The 19,252-nt window shown below is 62.3% G+C and carries 16 protein-coding genes; 5 read left to right on the forward strand and 11 right to left on the reverse strand.

The genetic code is table 11. The features are described from left to right. Window positions 1-309: 309 nt before the first annotated feature. From AAGS40_RS14150 to AAGS40_RS14165, 4 genes are all read right to left on the reverse strand, one after another. The gene (locus AAGS40_RS14150) at window positions 310-996 is read right to left on the reverse strand and encodes a DUF2242 domain-containing protein (RefSeq protein WP_345812084.1); all 687 of its coding nucleotides are present in this window, start codon (window positions 994-996) and stop codon (window positions 310-312) included. A 206-nt stretch (window positions 997-1,202) separates the two neighbouring features. Further along, window positions 1,203-1,808 carry a transglycosylase SLT domain-containing protein gene (locus AAGS40_RS14155; RefSeq protein WP_345812085.1) on the reverse strand — a complete coding sequence of 202 codons (606 nt, stop codon included), beginning with the start codon at window positions 1,806-1,808 and terminating at the stop codon, window positions 1,203-1,205. Window positions 1,809-1,912: 104 nt separating this feature from the next. After that, window positions 1,913-3,220 carry a cytochrome c peroxidase gene (locus AAGS40_RS14160; RefSeq protein ID WP_345812086.1) on the reverse strand — a complete coding sequence of 436 codons (1,308 nt, stop codon included), beginning with the start codon at window positions 3,218-3,220 and terminating at the stop codon, window positions 1,913-1,915. Between the two features lie 23 nt (window positions 3,221-3,243). After that, on the reverse strand, window positions 3,244-4,476 hold the full coding sequence (locus AAGS40_RS14165; RefSeq protein WP_345812087.1) for an alkaline phosphatase family protein: 1,233 nt from the start codon (window positions 4,474-4,476) through the stop codon (window positions 3,244-3,246). Between the two features lie 285 nt (window positions 4,477-4,761). Here AAGS40_RS14165 and AAGS40_RS14170 point away from each other — a divergent pair, with 285 nt between their 5' ends. The 3 genes from AAGS40_RS14170 (at window position 4,762) to AAGS40_RS14180 (ending at window position 6,190) form a co-directional block, all read left to right on the forward strand. Beyond that, window positions 4,762-5,022, forward strand: coding sequence for a DUF6723 family protein (locus AAGS40_RS14170; protein WP_345812088.1), 261 nt, complete (start codon window positions 4,762-4,764; stop codon window positions 5,020-5,022). Window positions 5,023-5,086: 64 nt separating this feature from the next. Beyond that, entirely contained in the window at window positions 5,087-5,686 is a 600-nt protein-coding gene (locus tag AAGS40_RS14175) for a hypothetical protein (RefSeq protein WP_345812089.1), read from the forward strand. Between the two features lie 228 nt (window positions 5,687-5,914). Further along, window positions 5,915-6,190 (forward strand): GlsB/YeaQ/YmgE family stress response membrane protein, encoded by a 276-nt coding sequence (locus AAGS40_RS14180; protein WP_345814421.1) that lies wholly within the window; start codon window positions 5,915-5,917, stop codon window positions 6,188-6,190. Window positions 6,191-6,259: 69 nt separating this feature from the next. Here AAGS40_RS14180 and AAGS40_RS14185 read toward each other — a convergent pair whose 3' ends face one another. Continuing rightward, entirely contained in the window at window positions 6,260-6,961 is a 702-nt protein-coding gene (locus AAGS40_RS14185) for an SDR family NAD(P)-dependent oxidoreductase (protein WP_345812090.1), read from the reverse strand. A 313-nt stretch (window positions 6,962-7,274) separates the two neighbouring features. Here AAGS40_RS14185 and AAGS40_RS14190 point away from each other — a divergent pair, with 313 nt between their 5' ends. Both AAGS40_RS14190 and AAGS40_RS14195 read left to right on the forward strand, forming a co-directional pair. Next, window positions 7,275-8,732 carry a mechanosensitive ion channel family protein gene (locus AAGS40_RS14190; protein ID WP_345812091.1) on the forward strand — a complete coding sequence of 486 codons (1,458 nt, stop codon included), beginning with the start codon at window positions 7,275-7,277 and terminating at the stop codon, window positions 8,730-8,732. Between the two features lie 189 nt (window positions 8,733-8,921). Then, the gene (locus tag AAGS40_RS14195) at window positions 8,922-9,260 is read left to right on the forward strand and encodes a hypothetical protein (RefSeq protein WP_345812092.1); all 339 of its coding nucleotides are present in this window, start codon (window positions 8,922-8,924) and stop codon (window positions 9,258-9,260) included. A 108-nt stretch (window positions 9,261-9,368) separates the two neighbouring features. Here the strand turns inward: AAGS40_RS14195 and tssJ are convergent, their stop codons facing one another. The 6 genes from tssJ to AAGS40_RS14225 are packed head-to-tail and all read right to left on the reverse strand — an operon-like array spanning window position 9,369 to window position 19,249. Next, window positions 9,369-9,878 (reverse strand): type VI secretion system lipoprotein TssJ, encoded by a 510-nt coding sequence (gene tssJ, locus AAGS40_RS14200; protein WP_345814423.1) that lies wholly within the window; start codon window positions 9,876-9,878, stop codon window positions 9,369-9,371. 12 nt (window positions 9,879-9,890) lie between these two features. Continuing rightward, a complete protein-coding gene (gene tssG, locus AAGS40_RS14205) occupies window positions 9,891-11,006 on the reverse strand; it encodes a type VI secretion system baseplate subunit TssG (RefSeq protein WP_345812093.1) in 1,116 nt (371 codons plus the stop codon). Then, on the reverse strand, window positions 11,003-12,817 hold the full coding sequence (gene tssF / locus AAGS40_RS14210; RefSeq protein WP_345812094.1) for a type VI secretion system baseplate subunit TssF: 1,815 nt from the start codon (window positions 12,815-12,817) through the stop codon (window positions 11,003-11,005). Before tssF ends, tssG begins: the two co-directional genes overlap by 4 nt. A 41-nt stretch (window positions 12,818-12,858) precedes the next feature. Further along, window positions 12,859-14,445, reverse strand: coding sequence for a type VI secretion system protein TssA (tssA, locus tag AAGS40_RS14215; protein WP_345812095.1), 1,587 nt, complete (start codon window positions 14,443-14,445; stop codon window positions 12,859-12,861). Next, window positions 14,442-18,014, reverse strand: coding sequence for an ImcF-related family protein (locus tag AAGS40_RS14220; RefSeq protein WP_345812096.1), 3,573 nt, complete (start codon window positions 18,012-18,014; stop codon window positions 14,442-14,444). Before AAGS40_RS14220 ends, tssA begins: the two co-directional genes overlap by 4 nt. Further along, window positions 18,011-19,249, reverse strand: coding sequence for a hypothetical protein (locus tag AAGS40_RS14225; protein WP_345812097.1), 1,239 nt, complete (start codon window positions 19,247-19,249; stop codon window positions 18,011-18,013). The genes AAGS40_RS14220 and AAGS40_RS14225 overlap by 4 nt, the downstream gene beginning before the upstream one ends. Window positions 19,250-19,252 lie beyond the last annotated feature (3 nt).

Genomic DNA, 19,252 nt, shown 5'->3' on the forward strand with positions numbered 1-19,252 from the left:
GATAACTGGGGTACAACGTAGGGAACAGCCTGTGTGCCGAACTTTGATAAACCCTCGTAGCGCTCAGCCCCTGCCAGGGTTATCCCGGTTATGTAGTTTTTCTACAGACGTATTGCGATCGGTTATGAGATTCGCACCGCCTTGATGCAATACCGGATTTACCAGTTATCCACAGAAATGGCGGACGCTTGTTAACTACTACTACGTATACATCCATCTGAAGTAAACAGCTTGGATAAGGACAGGCCGATGCTCAGGTCAAAGACTGAGCAGCCGCGAATCGCATCACACGCGGCCGCTCCGCGAAACTCAATGTGTCGTATCCGATCCGCTCGCGGGGAGTATGGCGGCGGCTTTGTTAATCGCATCGGGCATCTCGGGGACGGGCGCCGGCACTGCGGCGTCGACGGGCACCGGCAGCAGTCGCGTTTCGATCCGGGTACTCGTCACAGGTTCGGTGCGCACCACCGTTTGCAGATAGTGATCGACGAGACCGAAGAATCGGTCATAGAACTTGCCCGATGGGATCGTTTCGCTCGAAATCTTCACCATCGCGTCGTTGTTCGAGCGGATCGGCAACGACAGCGAACCCAGCACGCTCAGCCCGACCGTCGCGGAGGTATCGCTCTTTTTGAGCGCAAAGCCGTTCTGAACGGCGTTGACGTAAACAATGCTCGTGTCGCTCGCTTCCTCGCCTGGCGTGCACACCACGTGAAATTCGACCACGACATGCGTGTCACCCGTCGGCTGAAAATTCTTGGTGCCATCGACGGTGTCGGCGCGTGACATCGTCGTCAGATAGCCTTGACTGAGCAGCGCACGGCGTGCGGCTTCGCAGGCGTCCGTCGTACTTGAATTGAAGTTGCGCGCGTAAGGACTCGCGCCGGTTTCGAACAGCTCCTGCGTGAATTTCGGGGAAGACGAACTGCTGCACGCGGCGAGCGCCAGCACGCCGAACACGGAAGCGGCGACGGATCGGGAAAACGAGGTGAACATGGTCGATCAGAAGATCAGGAGATGACGCGATAAGAGAGGGCGCTGCGTGCGCGACTGGGAATGCATTGTAGAGCGGTTGATGCGCGTGCGGAAAAAGCAGGCGATACCCCACGTTCCGTGGCTGTCACGCATGATCGGGGTTGATCGCGGCGGCTTGTTCAGCCCGACGCGATCTGTTGTAACCCGAAATAATCCGATGCAAGCCGTTACCGGCCCGAACCACCAGCCGGCACGGAGAACGCGTTGATCCAGCTGTCGTAGGCCGGTGCACAAGGGCCGGCCGCCTGGCCTTCGCATGAAGCAGAAGGCGCGTCCGTCGCCTGTGCGGCGATTTGCGGCTTGGCGACGGCGGCGAAGTCTTCCACGCGCAAGCTTACTTTCTGCGCGTAAGCCTGCGAACCGCCGTAGCTTTTGAGCGCCGCGTTCATGTCGCCATTGGCCGAGCGCATGTAGCCATAGAGGATGGCCGAGCCTGCTTCGATATTCGCGGTCGGCTCGGTGAGGTCTTTTACATTCCGCAGCAATCCGCGATGCGCGCCCGGCACGACCTGCATCAGCCCGGTCGCGCCATTCGCGCCCTTGGCCTTTTCCTTGAAGCGGGATTCGATCGAGATGATGGCGAGCAGAAGCGCCGGCGGAAGCGAATATTTCGATGCCGCGGATTGCACCGCGTCGGAGATTTTCTGAGCCCTTTCCTTCGCCAGACCGAATTTATGTGAGAGATAGGCTGTCATGCGGTCGGTGTTTTCGTCGGCTGACGCTGATTGGATCAGGCCGAGAGAAAGCACGATCAGACAAAGTAACCGGCGCATAACAAAGGTCGGGGAAAAGGAGAATTCCTCCGATTATACCCGTGTCGTCGAAGCGGCTGCCAAAAATCCCTTACGAATCAACGCACATGATTAAAAGGCGCACTTTACTTCGACGATTTCCTCAGGTCGTAGCCGTCGTTGAGCGTCGTCAGGAATGCGGCGACGTCGTCGATATCCTGCTCGGACCATACCGGACGTTCGCCCGCTTTACGCGTCAACGGTTCGTCCGTCGTGTCGACGTTCACGCGCAATGCGACCGGCAGATCGTCGAATTTATCGATCTTGCCGTGCGCATCTTTCGGATACCACCTGGCCGGATTGGTGTCGCGCTGAACATAGAACCGCAGCGCGTCCTTCAACGTATGGAAGCGGCCGTTGTGGAAGAACACCTGACGGGTCGCCGTATTGCGCAGCGATACCGACCTGAACAGTCCGCAATTGCTCGGGTCGCTCGACTGATCCTTACGCAGCGGCCCGCACAATCCCATGTCGAAGTACTTCGGATCGGCGTTGACCCGTAACTCGGGATTGCGTGGCACGCCGAGCGCCTGAAAGTTGAAGTCGGTGAAAAGCGGATGCGAGCCATCGACACCGCGCTGGTCGATATGACAAGACGCGCAATTGCCTCGCGCCGGGTCGTCGAACAACTTCTGACCTCGCGTCTCTTGTGCAGTTAGTTGCACTTTGCCATCGAGATAGTAGTCGTACTTGCTCGTGTACGGATGGAAGCTGGGGTCTTCCAGCTCGAATCGCTCGATGGCATACATCGCCTGCGCAAACGCCTTGCTGCGGCCGACAAAGATGTTCCGGCCGAACACCTCCTTGAAGCGCGACGCATAGGGGGCCCGCTCGAGCTTTGCGAGGACGGCGGCCGGGTCCTTGTTCGCCATCTCGTTCGAATCGAATAGCGGGAAAGTGGCCTGATCGTGCAGGAGATTGAACCGGCCATCCCAGCCGAAGCCGCCCACCGGCGCATTGTCCGTCTCGCTGAGGCGCTCGGACAGGCTGGCGGCCTGCGCGTGGCTCCACATAGGCGTGCGGTTGAGCGTATAGCGCAGGCTCGGCACAGCGCGCGTGCCCTGTGAGTGCATACCCGCGCCGCCCAGCTGCGCGGCGAGCCCGTTGGGCGGCCCATACGCATGCGACGGACTATGGCAACTCGCGCACGACATCTTGCCCGACGCGGACAACGCCGGATCGAAGAACATCAGTTTGCCCAAGGCCGCGGCGTCGCTCAGAGCAGGCTTACTGTCGGACGATGCCGGCGCGGCCGACGCCACGGGTCCGTGCCCGGCCAGCATCAAGGCGCCGAGCAGGAAGAAACTCGCCGTGCCCGTCGCGCGACAGGCGAGGCCCGGCGCACGCGCCACGAATGCCGCGACGCGCCTGGTCGACCAGGTAGTGAACCGCATAACCGAAGACAGCATTGAAGCGCTTACAGGTTCGTGAAGATGTCGTTGCCGAACCCGACGAGGCCAGCCTGTCCCGCGTAGCCGAGGTGGCTGAGCTGGAAGATGTCTTCAATGCTCCTGAGCATCGAATAGTGGTTGTACTGCACCGTCGACACGGTGCCCGGTTTGATGAACGGCGAGATCATCACGGCGCCGGTCTGGTCGCCACCGTAGCTTTGCTTCGTCAGATTGATCGTCATGCCCTTGTATGCGAGCGACGACGTCTGCGGGAACGGCGCGAGGTTCGGTCCCGGCTGCTGGCCGCAGCACGTCGACCCGGAAAAGATCAGGTTCTCCACGGTGGCCGACGGTTGCGTGACGGTCGCGTAACTGCTCTCGTCGAAGTTGATGATCAGCAGCCCATCCTGCTTGAATGCCGGCGACGCGGTGATAATCGGCACCCACTTCTGCAGGAACGTGTTCGCGCTCGTCAGGCCGCCCGGCTGACCGTTCACGCACGGCGCGTCATGGCCGTCGTCGCACAGGTTCGGCGTAATCAGATTGAAGTTGGCGGTGGTCGATATCGACTGCAGATCGGTGGAGAGCCTGTTCAGATTCACGACGTTCTGACCGCAGTCCGCCGAATCGATAATCGAATGGAAGTACATGAACGGGTTGTGGCGCGTCGCGTACTGGTCGCCCAACGGCACGGCCGCACTCGGCGCTTCCGCCGACTGCGTCATGTCGGTGGTATTGAGTGTCGGGTGGCCGCACGTGGCTGCCTCGCGGGCCGTGTCGTTGCCCATGTCTCCCTCATAACCCTTCCAGGTATAGCCCGCGGCTTTCAACTGGTCCGGCAACGTCTTGATGCTTGCCGGGTATACGCAGCCCGAGCCGATCGCCTGGCCGTCCGACGTCATGCCGGTCAGCTTGAAGTCCTGGAACGTGATGCAGTCGTTGTCGGTTTCCGGAGTCGGCGCCTGGCCGCTGATCATCGCGATGTAGTTGTCGAGGCTCACGTGCCCCGTGCCGTAGTACTGCTGCACCATCGCGCCTTGCGAAGCCAGCGTCTGCGACAGATACGGCGCCTTGCTGTTGGCACCGAACGTCGTTGCATAGTTTTCGTTTTCCAGCGTGATCACGAAAACGTGCCGGATTTTCTGCTGTCCGACCACATTCAGCGACGACGATGACGAGCCGCATGCGGCCACAATCAAACCAAGCAAGGCCGCGCAAACGACCGTCAGAAAAGCACGCAGCCTTCCGCGTTGTGACATGGGTGACCCCTGAGTGTTGATGTTTTAGTCCGGGCCACACTCTATGCACCACGTATGACGCCGACGTGAACGACACTGCAGGTTGGCGCTATACCAGTTATTTGGCGTGGCATAACTGTCGGTGCTCTGTCCTTCGATGAAACGGCTCGCCACGGTCTGCATAATCGCGGTTACGCGGATTTGAGACAATGATTGCCCATGACGAATCTCGTCGCGGGCAACCGGGTGTAGCCTTGGCGTTTTCGCGTTGGCGTCGTCCCATCGATCAAAGAGAAGTTTTCAGGTATGAGCAAGACCGCATTCATCCCCAGCGTGCCCGGCACGTCGGAAGACGATTTCGAGATTTCCGCGACGTCGAAGCTGGCCGGATACCGGCGCTTCTTTGGCGTCCTGAAAGTGGTTCGCACCACCGACGGCCGCGTGCTGTTTCCATTCGAAGGCGCACCCGAACTCGGTCCCTACGCGACCAAGCTCGAGGCCGTCGCCGCGGCGCAGGTGTACGGCGAGCACATCGTGATCAGCGACCTCGCGCGTCCCGAGTTGTGAGCGGGGCAGCGCTTCGAACGGGTAGCGAAGCGCCGCACGGAGCCGGTTTCTTCAGGAGCACAGCATGGCCTCACTGCATGGCGCAACGCTGCATGCCGCGTCCAGATGGAGCGCCGCCGCGGCGCTAAGCTTCGCGTGCTGTCAGACGGGCTTCGCGCAGGACGTTGCCGCGAACGCCGAAACCGGACAGCAGGCGCTCGGCAGTGCCGAGGTGATTCATGCTCAGGTGCGTGTGGTTGCCATCGACCCCGCGACCAATAGCGTGACCTTGCGCGGTCCGCGCGGCAATCTCGCGGATGTGGACGTCAATCCCGCCCTCGCCGACGTAAGCAAGCTGCGAGTTGGCGACGCATTGAACGTCGCTTACCAGCAGGCGCTCCTGATCCACCTGGACAAGCTCGCGACTCGCGGCGTGCGCGAGCGCGTGGAAAGCACAGCGGCGATTCCTGCCGCCGCGGGTTACGCATCGTCCGCACATCGCGTACAGGTCGTCGCGACGGTGCTCCGGATTGACCGCAAGAGCCGTATGGTCACGCTGCGTGGACCCAGGCATCGGCAGGTGCTCAGAGCGGCAAACAGCGTCCCGTTGGATGAACTGAAAGTCGGCGACAGCGTACGGGCTGAGTTCGTGTCGGCGGCGGCTGTGGAGTTGGTGCGTGATTAATTATGACCTGATGCACCGGTGTCCAGCCTCGTTGACAAAATTACCTGGCCAAAACCGATCCCTGACACGTGCACAGAAAGATCCAAAGAAAAGATAAGCGCTGCTACGCACCGACTCTGCAACGAAGCGAGCCACGAGGCGTAACGGGAACGCCGCTTGCGTAGGGTCGTTCACAGCAAAATGGCTGGCAACGACCGCCTCAGCGGTTCAACCCAAGGAGTAATGAACATGGATCCGGTATCGCACGGCATTATCTTTTGGCTGATTATTGGCGGAATCGCCGGCGCACTGGCCGGCCGCATCGTTGACGGTGGCGGCTTCGGCATCATTGTCGACATCATCGTGGGGATCGTCGGCGCATTCATCGGCGGATGGCTCGGCGGCGTTCTCGGCCTGCACATCGGCAGCGGCATCATCGGCTCGCTGATTACCGCGTTGATCGGTGCGGTCATCCTGCTTGCCATCTTGCGCCTCTTCAGCGGAGGCCGCGCGCGCTCGCTTTAACGCGCGTTCGCCGTTTCGCGTTGGCGGCCAGTCCGCCAACGCGAGACTTTCCCATCCAAGTCAGTACGGCTAGAACTTTTCCACCCAAGGCCGCAACTCGACCTCCCACGTCCACGCACTGCGATTCTGCCGATGGATGTGCAGATATTCCTTCGCAATCGCGTCCGGGTCCAGCCACCTGTCGTCCTTGCCTCCGTCTGTCACCGCCGCCGGACGACTGCTTGCGATTCCCCCGTCAATCACGAAATGCGCAACGTGAATGTTCTTCGGTGCGAGTTCTCGCGCCATCGATTGAGCCATTCCTCGTAACGCGAATTTCCCCATGGCAAAGGGCGTTGAGCCCGGCAGCCCTTTGACGCTCGCGGTCGCACCGGTAACCAAAATGGAGCCGCTGCCACGCGCCAACATCTGAATCGCCGCCGCTTGTGCGACCAGAAAGCCGCCCAATGCGGTGATCTTCAAGGCCTCCTCCAGCTTGTCCGCCTCGATGTCTTCGACCGCTGCGCGATATCGCCCGCTGGCGTTGTAGACCACCACGTCGGGCGCGCCGAAAGAACCCTTGACGCGATCAAACAGCGCCTTTACGTCGTCCGCTCGACTCGCGTCGCATTTCAACGGAAGCGCGCCCGTCTCGTCGACGAGATCCGTCAGCTTGCCCGTATCGCGTGCGGCAAGCGCAACCTGCATGCCCTCCGACGCAAACAGTCTCGCGAGAGAGGCGCTCAGGCCTGCTCCAGCGCCCACAATCAAAGCGGTTTCGGTTCGGCTCACGATTCCTCCGGCATGGACAGCACGGGTTTGGCTTCAGACGCACAGATTACGCGTTCACGCCTGTTGCAACGTCAAGTCCAACCGATTCTAATCCTGGCTTCAGCACCGCGCTCGCCAACGCGCACGACGCAATGACAGGCGACGGTTGCGCCTGTTTTCTTTCCCGGATAATAAGGGCATGCTCCAACCGATCGCCACCTGCCGGCGCCCCGTTGCGGCAGCGACGCGCGTGTCGAGCGGCGTAATGTTTCGGAGCGGGCAGGCTGGTTTCCAGCGGTATTCCACAACGAGCGCATCAGAGAAGGCGAAGGCCATGGATCATCCATTACTTGCGGGGTATGCGCTGGTCGTTTTCGACGTACTGCTGTGGCGATTCCGGTTTCCTGCCGACGAAACCGCGCGACTCTTCTGCCGTCTTCTGATTTTCGCGCTGCTTTCCGCACTGCTCTTCAGCACCGGCCTCAGTCCGCTTTCGCAGGCGGCGTTCTTGCAGTCTCCGGCGCTGCACGTCGCAGGACAGATTCTCGAAGTGATCTGGTGGCTCAACGGGGCGCGGCTGCTGTCGCTCGCGCTCGACTTGCTGCTGCTTCCAAAAACATGGCGCAAGCAGCGGCTTTTCCAGGACGTGTTCGGAGCGGTCGTGTTCCTCGCCGCGATCGTTGCCGCGCTCGCTTTCGTGTTCGAGTTGCCGATTCGTGGCGTGGTCGCCACGTCGGGCGCATTGGCCATTGTTCTCGGCCTCGCGATTCAAAGCACCTTGAGCGATGTCTTCGCTGGCATCGTCATCAACACGACCGAGCCTTATCAGATTGGCGACTGGGTGACGATCGACGGCGTGGAAGGCAAGGTGCTCGAAATGAACTGGCGCGCCACGCATCTGCTCACGGGACAAGGCAACGTTGTGATCGTGCCGAACGCCGTCGCCGCAAAGACGAAGATCACGAACAACAATCGCCCGGCTGCATTGCACGGCGTAACAGTACTATTGGAAATATCGCCGCAGGAGCGTCCGGGTATTGTCCTCGCAGCGCTTGAAAATGCACTTGCCGGCACGCGATTGATTCTGGAGACGCCGGCGCCCTATGCGCAAGTGAAAAAGACCGGCGTCGATTCCGTTCAGTACGAAGTGACGGCCTACGTCGATGATATGTCGCGCAAGCTTTCGGTTTCGAACCAGCTCTACGACCTTTGCTACCGACATCTCGCCGCAGCGGGCATCGATCTGCGTCCGCTCAGCGTGCCCGCGCCGGTTCGCGAAATCTCCGACGCGAAGGAACGGCTGCTGCGCCGCATCGACATATTCGCGGCGTTGAACACTGAGGAAATCAGGAAACTCGCCATGCGTTTGAAGCGGCAGGAGCTGGAAGTCGGGCAATTGTTGATGAACGCCGACACCGTGCCGGATACGTTGAGCATCGTCGATTCCGGCGTGCTGTCTGTGACGACCGCGGAACCGACCGGTCAGGTGGAAGTGGCGCGCCTCGGTCCTGGCGACGCTGTCGGCGAAATGGGACTGCTCGCCGGGTTGCCGGCGCAAGTGCGGATTGCCGCGCTCAAACGCAGCGTGGTCTATCAGCTCGAAAAAGAAGACCTGACGCCAATCCTCAAGGACAATCCGGAAGTCGCGAAGCGGATGTGCCGGTTGCTGTCGACACGGCAGGAAGCATTGGGCAAGCTATCCGTCGAGGTTCCGCAGTCTGCCGTGCCCGATCATTCTGTTTTTCAGTGGCTGCTCGACAAGGTGCGCAAGCTTCACTCGCTGGCATCGTAGGCTTGCCCGTACCGCAGGATGGATCGCTACGGACAGCCTCCGCGCTGCGGATTAGGCGCCACGGCAAACGTGCCGCCTGCGATTATCCGGTCATAATGGTTTTGTTGAACGCCAAGACGCGTCGCACCGCGAGGGCGTCGCCGGAATGCGGAAAACAGTGACGTAGCTCACCGGCCAAAGGAGGCCAGCATGACGAGCAACAGCCAGTCAGCAAACGACGCCGCCGGGCAGACGCCGGAACCGCTGCAGACGCTTGCCGGGTATCTGGAGCGATCGCTCGACAAAGCCACGAGCATCGTGATGATCCGGCATACGCGCGACGCGTGCACGGTCTACCTCGGCGACCCTGCCGGTCCGAGCGAAGAGCTGAAACAGGTGGGCACGATGACCACGTCGCTTGCGAACAGCCTGCTCGAAGCAACGGCTTCGGGCGTCAACCAGATTCAGATTGGCGACCAAAGCTACCGCTTTGTTCGAAGCTTTACACAGGTAGGGGAAATGGCCGCGGTGGTTTTCGCGGCGGATTGACAACGATTGGGGGTTTAGAAAGGAGTGGCTGGCTCAGAACGCTGCAGGGGCCGCGCAGCGTGATCGATACGAATGCGGGCCCTGCTGATAAGTCTGCTGTGCGCAGCCTTATTGCGATGTCCTTCCGACCGTTTGGTCGACGAGTCTGATCTTCAACGGTTTGTCGGCATCGAGTTTCTTTTTCTCGACGACATACTTCCAGCCATCTCCGCTACCCGTGTTCCGGTAGAACGCGACGACGGCCACGTAGTTCGTATCGGCTTTCATTGGCTGCGACAGGCTTGCCGACGCACCCGGATTCAACACCGCCGCGAGATTGTCCTGAAGATCCTGCGCAAGCACGGTGTGGTCGCTCTTCAGGAGATCGGTGTAGGACGCGCCGTCGAAAAGCTTGCGGTCCCTGAGCTGGTAGATGCGCACCGAGACCGAGGTCGCGCGGCCAGCATCGTCAGGATTCAGTGCGTCACGCGCGGACAGGTCCACGTCGAGTACCTTGACCTGCTTGTAGAATACCGCGTGGTAGGCGTCCGCTGTTGCATCGGAGACGGTTTGCCACGCCCCACACCCCGCGAGCAGGAGCGCGGATGCAGCAATGGAAATGGTCAGGCGGTTCAACATCACGGTTCGATCCTATGTAGCGCGTTGCGGACTCAGGTACGGATTGGGTGGTGGCGCGGGAAACGCCTCGTACACACCGAGCGGTATATCGATCAGCCGCTCATCCTCTGCATGCAGCACAGTCGTCCAGCCAAGACGGGGCGTCGGTCCTGCGGGTGCGGCGCCAATCACCGGAGGCGGAGCAATCCACGAAGAGACCTGCATGCGCAGATGAACGTCTGCCTTGATACCGATATAAAGCTGCACATAAGCCTTCAGTTCGCGATGCAGCCACGCTCCGGGCAGCAGGTCATGAACCTGCCGCGCACTGTCGGGACGCAACGTGACGCGTACGGCACGACTACGGTAGGCGAGCCGACGGCCCAGCAAATACCTCCCGCCCAACCCTCGCGTTGAGCGACCTTGCAGTTCCGGTTCCGACTCCGGCGCGCTCGAAGTCAGCGGCCGAGGTTGCCCGGTCCCGGTGACGGCCGGAAAAAATTCATCGACGCCCACGCCCACGCCCGGCGCGGCCAGCGCGATCACCCCCGCGAGCCCTTCCGGTGTGCGCGTCCTCTGCGTCAACAGGCCCAGCAGCGCAAGCATCCGGGCGTCGGGCAACCCCGCGCGCTGCGGCTTCTCACCCCAGCCAAAGCCGACGAGACACAGGAGGTTGCGCGAATGCGCGTCAGTGCCGCCCGCCCGGAAGCTCTCCGGGTACCGGTATTTCTTCCAGGCGCGATACAGCAGCGTCACGAACCGATGATCGAACTGGTCGAGAAATGATTCGACCACCTCGTGTCCTTCCTTGCGCAGGACAATGTCGTCGATCAGGTGCGGCGGCATCGCCGCATCGACGCCGTACAGACCCATGAAGGTTGTCCGCACGATCGGCGGCGACGGCGGAGTGGCTTCCTCCCCCACCGCGCCGAAGTCGACCGTGACGACTTCGCCGGCCGGGAACCCCAGACGCGGCCACGATCCGAATCGCACGGGTTCGTGTTCAGGCGTGTCGCGCGTTCCAAATCCGGGGCGCTCGGGCGAACGGACTTCGAGCAGGCGGCACAACTGCATGAAATTCATCCGGGGCGCACGTGCAAGCAACGACGCGACTAGCGGTTCGAGATCGGGGAGATCGGGTAGCTTCATAGCGGCGCGCGTTGTGCCTTGCTGCGCGGCCAGACGGTGCGCGTTTGCGATGGCAGGCTCACGATTGAAAGTCTGGTGAACAGGTTGATTTCCGCATACAGCGCGAAAAACCGATGCAGCAGTTCGCCGAACAGCATCAGATCGCCCTCCCCCGCGAATGCCTGCGAATCGAGCGTCACGTCGATCAGCACGCCGCGTTCAACCGAGCCGCCCGACACCTCTTCGAGCAGTTCCTGCGACACCCGGAGGATGCCCGAAAGACGCCGGCGGTTGAGCTCGTCGTCGGTCCAGTCGTAGAGTGCGAGTGCGCCGCGCAGCACTTCCGCGTCCATCAGCGAGAGGAAGTTGGGTGCGAGGTGCGAGAGCACGCGCCACTGGAAACGGTCATCCGTGGGCGGATAGAGCGGAAGCGTCGGCGCGACGAGATTGCGTACGCCGGCGAGATTCGGCGTGCTGACGGAAAGCTCGCTCAGGCTGGCCTCGCGCAACCCCTTGCGAGGCAGCATGCCGTTGGTGCCTGTCACGCGCAGCGACAGGCTTTCTTCCGGCAGCGTTTCCATCGTCTCCCAGGCGTGCCCTCCGAGGACGACCAGGGTCTCATGCAGGCCGGACACGCCGGGACGCACGCGCGCATGGAAATACCGCTCCGGTGCCTCGTGACGCAACATACCTCCGCGATGCCGGAATGTGGCGAAGGGCACGTACTCGTAGCGCTGCGCTGTCACATGGTCAAATGCCTCGATGGCGTCGACGGAATACGTCTCGACGTGCTCGCCCTGATGGCCCGCCGGCACGACGCGATACGCCGTTTCGTGGTGGTTGACCTCGATCGGCTCGGCATCGAGCTCGAAAAGATTGATCACGGGCGAGCAGAACAGCCGCACGTTGTCGTGGCTGAAACGCTGGTCCGACGGGTACGTGTCTTTCAGGATGAGTTCAAGCTCGAACCGCGTCGTCCCTGCGGGGAGCTTGGCCACGTCGAGGCCGCACAGGTCGACGAAGAGAAACTTCTCGCGGAACGAAAAATATTCGAGCAGCAGCTGGTAGCCCGAAAACGCGGCATCCGCCTTCCGCCACAGCCGCTCTTCGGCCGAGAATCCCGCCGGCTCGATTGTGATGCCGGATAGCGGCACGGCTTCCCCGTCACGAACTTCCGGAATGCGCCACAGCACGGCGTCGATCTGACGGGTCAGTGCAAGGTGCATGGAAAACGCCACCGGCAGATCCGCGTTCAGGTGCAGGCGCAGGCGGCCCAGGTCGGTTTCTTCACGCCGTGCCGATTGATGAAGCTTGAAGCCGAGCCGGATGACCGAACGACCATCTTGGCGCACGGCCGGTCCGGCGTGCGTGATGGTCAGCGGTTGCAACGCCACGGCCTGTGTGGTCCGGTAAAGACATTGCACCGTGCGGGGTGTCGTGCTTTCGGCACCTGTGGCAGACGGAACGCTGATCGGCGCGGAGCGTACCGGCACCCCGGCCGGCACGAATTCGGTTCGCTGAAGCTTCTCGCGAAGCGGCACGAGCTCGACGATCGAGAGCGATGGAATCATCCGGAGATAGTGCGGCCACAGCAGACTGACGAGTCCTTCGGTGAGTTCCGGCAATTCGTCGTCGAGCTTCTGCTGAATGCGCGCCGCCAGAAAGGCGAAACCTTCATGCAGCCGCTCGACATAGGGATCGCGGTCGCCCACGCGATCGAGATTGAGCATACGCGCGCGGTCGGGATGCGCGTTGGCGAATTCCTTGCCGGACTCGCGCAGATAGCGCATCTCGGCTTCGTAATAACGCAGGATCGGATCGTCGTTTTGCATCGATAGTCTCTTTACGGTCGGACGTCGCACGTCGCACGGATTCATTGGAGCGCCAGCGCCCGCGCGGGATCGAGAACCGTCATCTCGCCCTGCAGTTCGCCGATGCGTCGCGCGAGCGCAAGCGTGTCAGCACCCTTGCGGTTGTTCGACGCTTTCAGTGCACGAAATAGTTGATGCTTGACCTCGAACACGAGCGCCGGATCCCAGCGCGTCAGCGCTAGCGATTTCGCCGACGAATCCAGCTCGGCCAGCAGCGCAATCGCGGTATCCGGCCGTCCAGCATGATCGGCAAGACGGGCCATCACGAATCGCTGCAGATAACGGTGGCGATCCGTCTTCAAGCCCGGTAGCGCTTCGAGCCACGCGAAAGCCGCGTCGATCCCGTCGCGCCCGGCCAGGTCCTGGGCCTGCGCCTCGATCTCCGGCCAGTCGCCCGCTTTGTTAGCCTCGCTGTCGGCCGCCACCGGCAGCGGCGCGACACTTTCCCCTGCTTCGAGATCCCGCACGACCGCGTGCCGGGCGATCCACTCAAGCGTCGCATCGCCGGCGAACGGTGTACCGTCGTTGAACGACAGCCGCTCGATTCCCGGCAGCCTTTCGAGGAAAAGCGCGAAATCCGCGCGCAGCAGTTCACGCCAGGCACCGTAGGGCGCGCCCACATGATCGAGCGCGACATGCTGGAAGTACTGCAGGTCGAACCACAGATGATTGACGCCTTCCATGAACGCGCCTTCCACACGTTCGAGCAATTCGTGCCACTGTTTCTGCAGCACGAGCCGTTTCATCTGCTGCCGCAGTTCGGCGCGCGGTGCCACGAGCCGCGTATGCGACGCGGCATCCGACGGGGGCACGTCGTGGACCGTATCCCAGCGCACACAGCGCACGAGCCGTACCGAGGGCAAATATCCGTTCTCCTGATCGCGCAGCCACGCTGCCATCGCGCGAGCCTGTTCGAGCAGGGCGAGCGCCGAGTTGATCGGACCGGAAGGAGCACCCGTCGCGATGGGCGACGATGGGGGCGTGAAAACGGCTTCACTCACTGCGCTTACACCGCCCTCGTTGTGAAAGCGCAAGACGAGCGGTTGCAGATTCGGGCGTGCAGCCTCGGGCCACGCGTCCGTGTGCGTCAACACGACATCGAGCGCCGCGAGTGCGCGTTCGAAATCCGTGGGTGCAAACTCACCGCGGCTTTCCAGCAGGTTCAGCACACGCTCGGTCACCAGCATCTCGACAGCGCCTTTCTTTGCTTCGGCGCGCGCGGGCAGAACGCCTTCGCCGAACCGGTCGACCAGCGCGGCCACCAGTTCCAGTCCATCCGCGAAGCCGGCCGGTCCATCCTGCCGGAGCCGGGCACACGCGTAGTAGCCCGCAACGCGCAGATCCTTGCCCGTCTCCTTCAGAAGCTGCTCGCAGGAACAAACGATCAGACCATCGTCGATCCCTGACAGCTTGCCCGCTTCATCCTTTAACGTGAAGAACGCATCTTCGTAGCCGGGATCGCGGCCGACGCCCGGCTCCCCCGGAAACTGCTGCGTCCACGGCGACCAGCTATCAAGGCGGGTACGCGCAAGTTTTCCGGCCTCTTCCCGTACCGGAAAGAGGCTCCTGAACCGGTCTCCCAGCTTCATTCCGCCTCCGGGGCAGCGCCACGCGGCCATGGCGTGGACGCGTGCTTCGCGGCGTCGAGCGCGGCCGGCGGCAATGGTGAAGGCGAGCTGATCGTGACCTTGGCATGCGACTTCACGCCGCCCGTCACAAAGATGCGCGTGGGCAGCGCAAAGTGCCGCAGTTTCAGCACGTCGAGCGGACCGGCACCCACATCGCTGCGCAACTGCGCCTTTAGCGCCGTACCCTGACTCGTATCGGGAGACCAGGTCAGCAGATAGCGTGCGTTGTCCTGTTGGGACAACGTCGCCCGCTCGAGCAGACGGATCAGACCGAAACGCCCCTGCGCGTCCATCGCAGTGCGTAGTCCGCCCTGCTCCGTCTGCCATTCAATGTGCGACCGGTTCTCCAGCGACGGTCCGGGCCATTCAAACGGCACCCACTCTTCCTGCTGGTTGAAATAATCGAGACTGTGGCCCGACAGCACGAACTTCGTGCTCGTGACGCCCGGCGTCGCGACGCCTCGCAGATCGAACCGGATGTGCGCTTCGCCTGACGGGAACATCACGGTTGAGACACGGATCAACCGGTTCAGGCTTTCGAGAAAGCCCGGGTCCAGCATGAGCGTGCCATGCTCCGCACCCTGGGCTGCCACCCAGTGATCTCCCTGACGCTCGACAACGCCAGCCAGCTGCGTGGTCACGAATTGCACGATCACACCGTTGTCCGGTCGCATGAAGCGCGCCATTTCGGGCAACGAGGCGTCGTTGTCCGAATCGGCGAACGGGTAGCGGCCGCCGAAGGACTGGTTCCAGTCAGCCACGATGCAACGGCGCCAGATATCGTTCAGGCTCGCCGCGGCGGGTTGCAACACGGCCTGCCAGGTCTGATTAAGCGGAGCCTGCAGCAGCTGGCCGAATCCTGCCCATTGCTCGCCCAGGCTCGCGGCCACCCGGCTCGCGAAGTCGCGGCTGTCGGCAAGATCGGACGTCTTGCCCTGCAGCACCGACTGCGCCGCGACGCGCGACATGGCATCCGTGTCGGCGCTGTTCACCAGCTGCTCGACCTTCAGCCGCATCGCGGTTATCCGTTCGAGGTAACGTGCGAGACTCAGGTCACCGGTGCTCGCCAGTTGCGCGGCAGCCTTGCCTGATTGTGGCGGCGCAGCGGAATCGAGGTCGCTGCCTGTCAGCCGCAGGATCGGGCCGAATGTGATGGCAAGCGGGGCAAGCTGAGGTTGCGCCTGCTTCGACGGATTTTTTTTGTCAGCGCCCACGAGCTGTTGTGCCTTGCGGATCAGCGTGTCGGCAAGCGACTGCGTGTTCGCCCCGGCGCCCGCCTGATAGATGATCGTGTTCATAAGCGCGACCAGCGGCGAACGTTGCGGGTCGCCGAGCAGCGTAAGCTGGTCCGCTGTGGCCGACAGGGAAGAGGCCGGCTGCCAGCGCAGGCTGTTCAGGAACTGCTCCCAGGCCCGTGCATAGTCGTGGAAGTAGCGTTGCCGCAATTGCGCTTTCAGCGTCAAAGGAGCCTGGTCCGCGGAGCCGGTTTCCGACAGCACCCAGTCGCCGGCGACATTGCCCTGCTCGCTCGCATCGTCGATTGCTGTCGACATGCGCTGCTCCCACGCTTCGCGGGTGAACACGCCCGGAATCGTCTGCGTCGTGTTGAACAGCCCATGTCCGGTGGTGTCACCCAGCAGCGTAGCCAGGGAAACGGGCGGATACTTCGGCTTCGCATCGTCGAGGATCTGCTGGTAGATCGCGTTGGTCGAATTCTGGATGCCGCGCACACTCATGACCGTCTGACGCGTGGCTGCGATGAGGCCGCTATCGGGGATGATCGCCAGTGCAGAACTGATTGTCGATGCCCGGCGCGCCAGGTGATTCGCGAAGAACGCAATCGCGTGCTGCCGCAGGTCTTCCCACGTGCCGGCCGAAACCGGCGAGTCGACGGGACGTCCTGGCGCGCCCATCGCGGTCAGTTGAGGTGTCAGAAATGCGGCGACGGCCCGCTCCGGCTTCGCGAGCATCAGATAAGCTTTGAGCGTGTCGTAAGCGGTCTGCGCCTGGGTGTTGCCGCCGCTCGCAATCTCTTCGTCGGAGATCACGGCGAGCTGATGCAGACGCGCCTCCAGTTCCTCGCGGATCGGGCCGATCAGAATACGGCTTGCAGCGCCCTCATAGCCGGGCCATAGCGCATCGAGCAGCGCGCTGTCGCGGTTCAGACCGAAACGCGTTGCCCACGGTGCGCCGGTGCGCCGGCGCACCTCGAGTGCGTCGATCTGGTTATCGAGGCTGCCGAGCGTCTGCAGCGCCTGTGTCGGATTCTGTGCACCCGACAGCATGGCGAGCGTGTTCCCGGCAGCGGCGATCGTCGCGCGGTTGGCGAGACCCGATAGCATCGTGCCGACGATCCAGAGACCGATCGCAGCCGTTGTGATATAGGCGGCGATCGCGGAGAACGAGAGGCCGACCCGGCGGCCGTGAATCTTGCGGCTATGCTCGGCTACGGTTTGCCAGATCGCTCGGTGTTGCGGTCCGACGCGCGGCTCGTCGTCAGTCGCGTCGGCGGGCGTCCGCCGTGCCAGTTCCCGTTCCTTGAATAGCGATGCGAAAAGAAGCCCGTGAACTGCGTGTCGCCACACACGCGAGTGGGCAGAGTGCAGGACCAGCGCCGACAGCGCACTGTGAAGGTTCGAGATGTGTTGCGACAGTGCGGCGGGATAGCGGTCGTGGGCGTCCTTCGTGAGTCGCACGACGCCGGCGTCCGCGAGGTTGCAGGTGAGGTCCTGCAACGACGTGTCGATCTCGTCGCCGTTCAGGCGCGCATTCGACCACGTGAACCCGATTGCCTCGTCCAAACTTGAGGTTTCGTCGCCGAAATCGGTGACGTCAAGCAGATACACCGGCGCGGCCCAGCGCAGCGCGCGGGTATGGCGGGCGAGCCGTTGGGCGAGGTCGTCGGTGTCGAACGGCGCGTCGACCGAGGTCCGGTTAGGCGTGACCGCCACGATCGCGTCGACCGGGCGACGGCGGCGCAGGCGGCGGATCTCGCTGAGCCATTCAGTCTCGAGCATGTCACGCGTTTGCCTGGCGTACAGCAGGACCGTGTCACCGGTGATCAGATACCCCGCGTCGGCGAGTTCCGGTGCCAGCCGTTTTACCAGCGGTATGTCGCCGACGACGAGCACCCGTCGCTCGTGATAGCGCCAACCGTAGCGCTCACCCAGGATATGGCGGAGCGCGGCAGCGCGATCGACCAATCCTGGTGGTTGATCCGGGTCGTCGTGGTCAAGGGACGCTGCGCGCTTGTCAGCATCGTAACGGGTCAGCCAACGGGCAGCTCTCATTGAGGCGATCCACAGCAGCAGCACCTCGACATACTTGACCAGCAGGATCACCACCAGCAAAGCGGAAGACAGCGAAAGCTCGATGATGATCCGGGTATCGCGAGACCATCCGTAATGCGGCCCTTCCACCCATACAGCGATACCCAGCGCAAGGAATACGACGACGATCGCAATGCCAATGAAGAGAGCGGCTGGTTGGGTCTTGCTGTCGTTGCTGTTGTCGTTGCTGTAGTCGTTCATGTCTGCTTTCTGCACGTGAGGGCGATCAGTTCTTTACCTTCGCCACACAGCACGAGTTGCGGCTCGCTCGTTGCCCGCGCGTTTTCGGCGGCAAGCGCGACGGCCAACCACGGTCCTGCGCCCGCACAGTCACCCACCGACGTCTCGAGCGCAAACCATCGCGTTTCCTCGGCGAACGACACGGCTTGGCGAACCGCACTTGCACTGCCACTGGTCAGACCGTGTGTCCACACCGTATGCAGCCGGTCGCAGGAGGATTGGCCCCAACGAGTGGCGAGGCCGAGCGTCCTGGCGGCAGTACCCACCGTCCCTTTAGCGGGGCGATGCAGTCGCAGTCCGACGGGCATCGCAGGTGAGGCAAGGCGCGGGCGTCCGGCGAGCAGGGCGACGCCCGTCTCCGCGACGCCATTGGACAGAACTGCACTGATCGCATCGCGCAGCTCAATGGTGACCAGCAGGTAGGCCGTATTGACTTCCCGACTGTCCAGCCACGCGTCTATCTGGAAAAGGGAGTGCCCTCGTTCTCCCGATCCTATGTCCACCTTCAAGGCGGGTACTTGTTCAGCAAGTAACTCCCGTATTCGCGTTTCGACTGCCTCGGACTTCAGCCGCGATTGATGACGAAGCTCGACCTGGAGCTTCGTTCGTGGCGGAAGAGCCCTGAGTTGTGGCAGGAGACGGTCGATCAGGCGCACAAGCAGCCACGTGCAGACGACATGATGCCGAGCGTGTTCCGCGAGTTCGTTGCCGGGCTGAAAATGCAAATCGGGAATGTCGAGCCAACGTGCATTGACTTCACCATCTGCGATTGCGCCGCCTGGTCGGAATTTCGCCTGTTCAGCGCCTGTCAGGATGCCTTCTAGCGAGTTGTCTGGATCGTTGGCGGCAAAGCACCAGGCATGGCCCAGGATGGCCAGTGGTCTGCCCGCCATTGCATGACACGCCTGCTCGGTCTTATCGCTGACGCGGTTAGTCGCAATCGCCTGATTGCGACGGACGTAGCCGTATCCCAGCCAGGCAAGCAGCAGAAAAGCCCAAGCCAGGAAGGGATAACCAGCTAGACAGAACCACAACCACGGCGTGTTAGTCGGACGACCTGCCGGCCAGAGCATCATCGCCAGCCCCGCGCCCACGCCCATGACAAGCACCAGCAGGACTGTCCAGACGATGATCGAGGCTTGAGGCGCGGGCGGGACCTCGACCCGCGGCGGCACGCGTTTGAAATCGACAGGCATCGC

This window comes from Paraburkholderia sp. PREW-6R, from assembly GCF_039621805.1.
Taxonomy (GTDB): domain Bacteria; phylum Pseudomonadota; class Gammaproteobacteria; order Burkholderiales; family Burkholderiaceae; genus Paraburkholderia.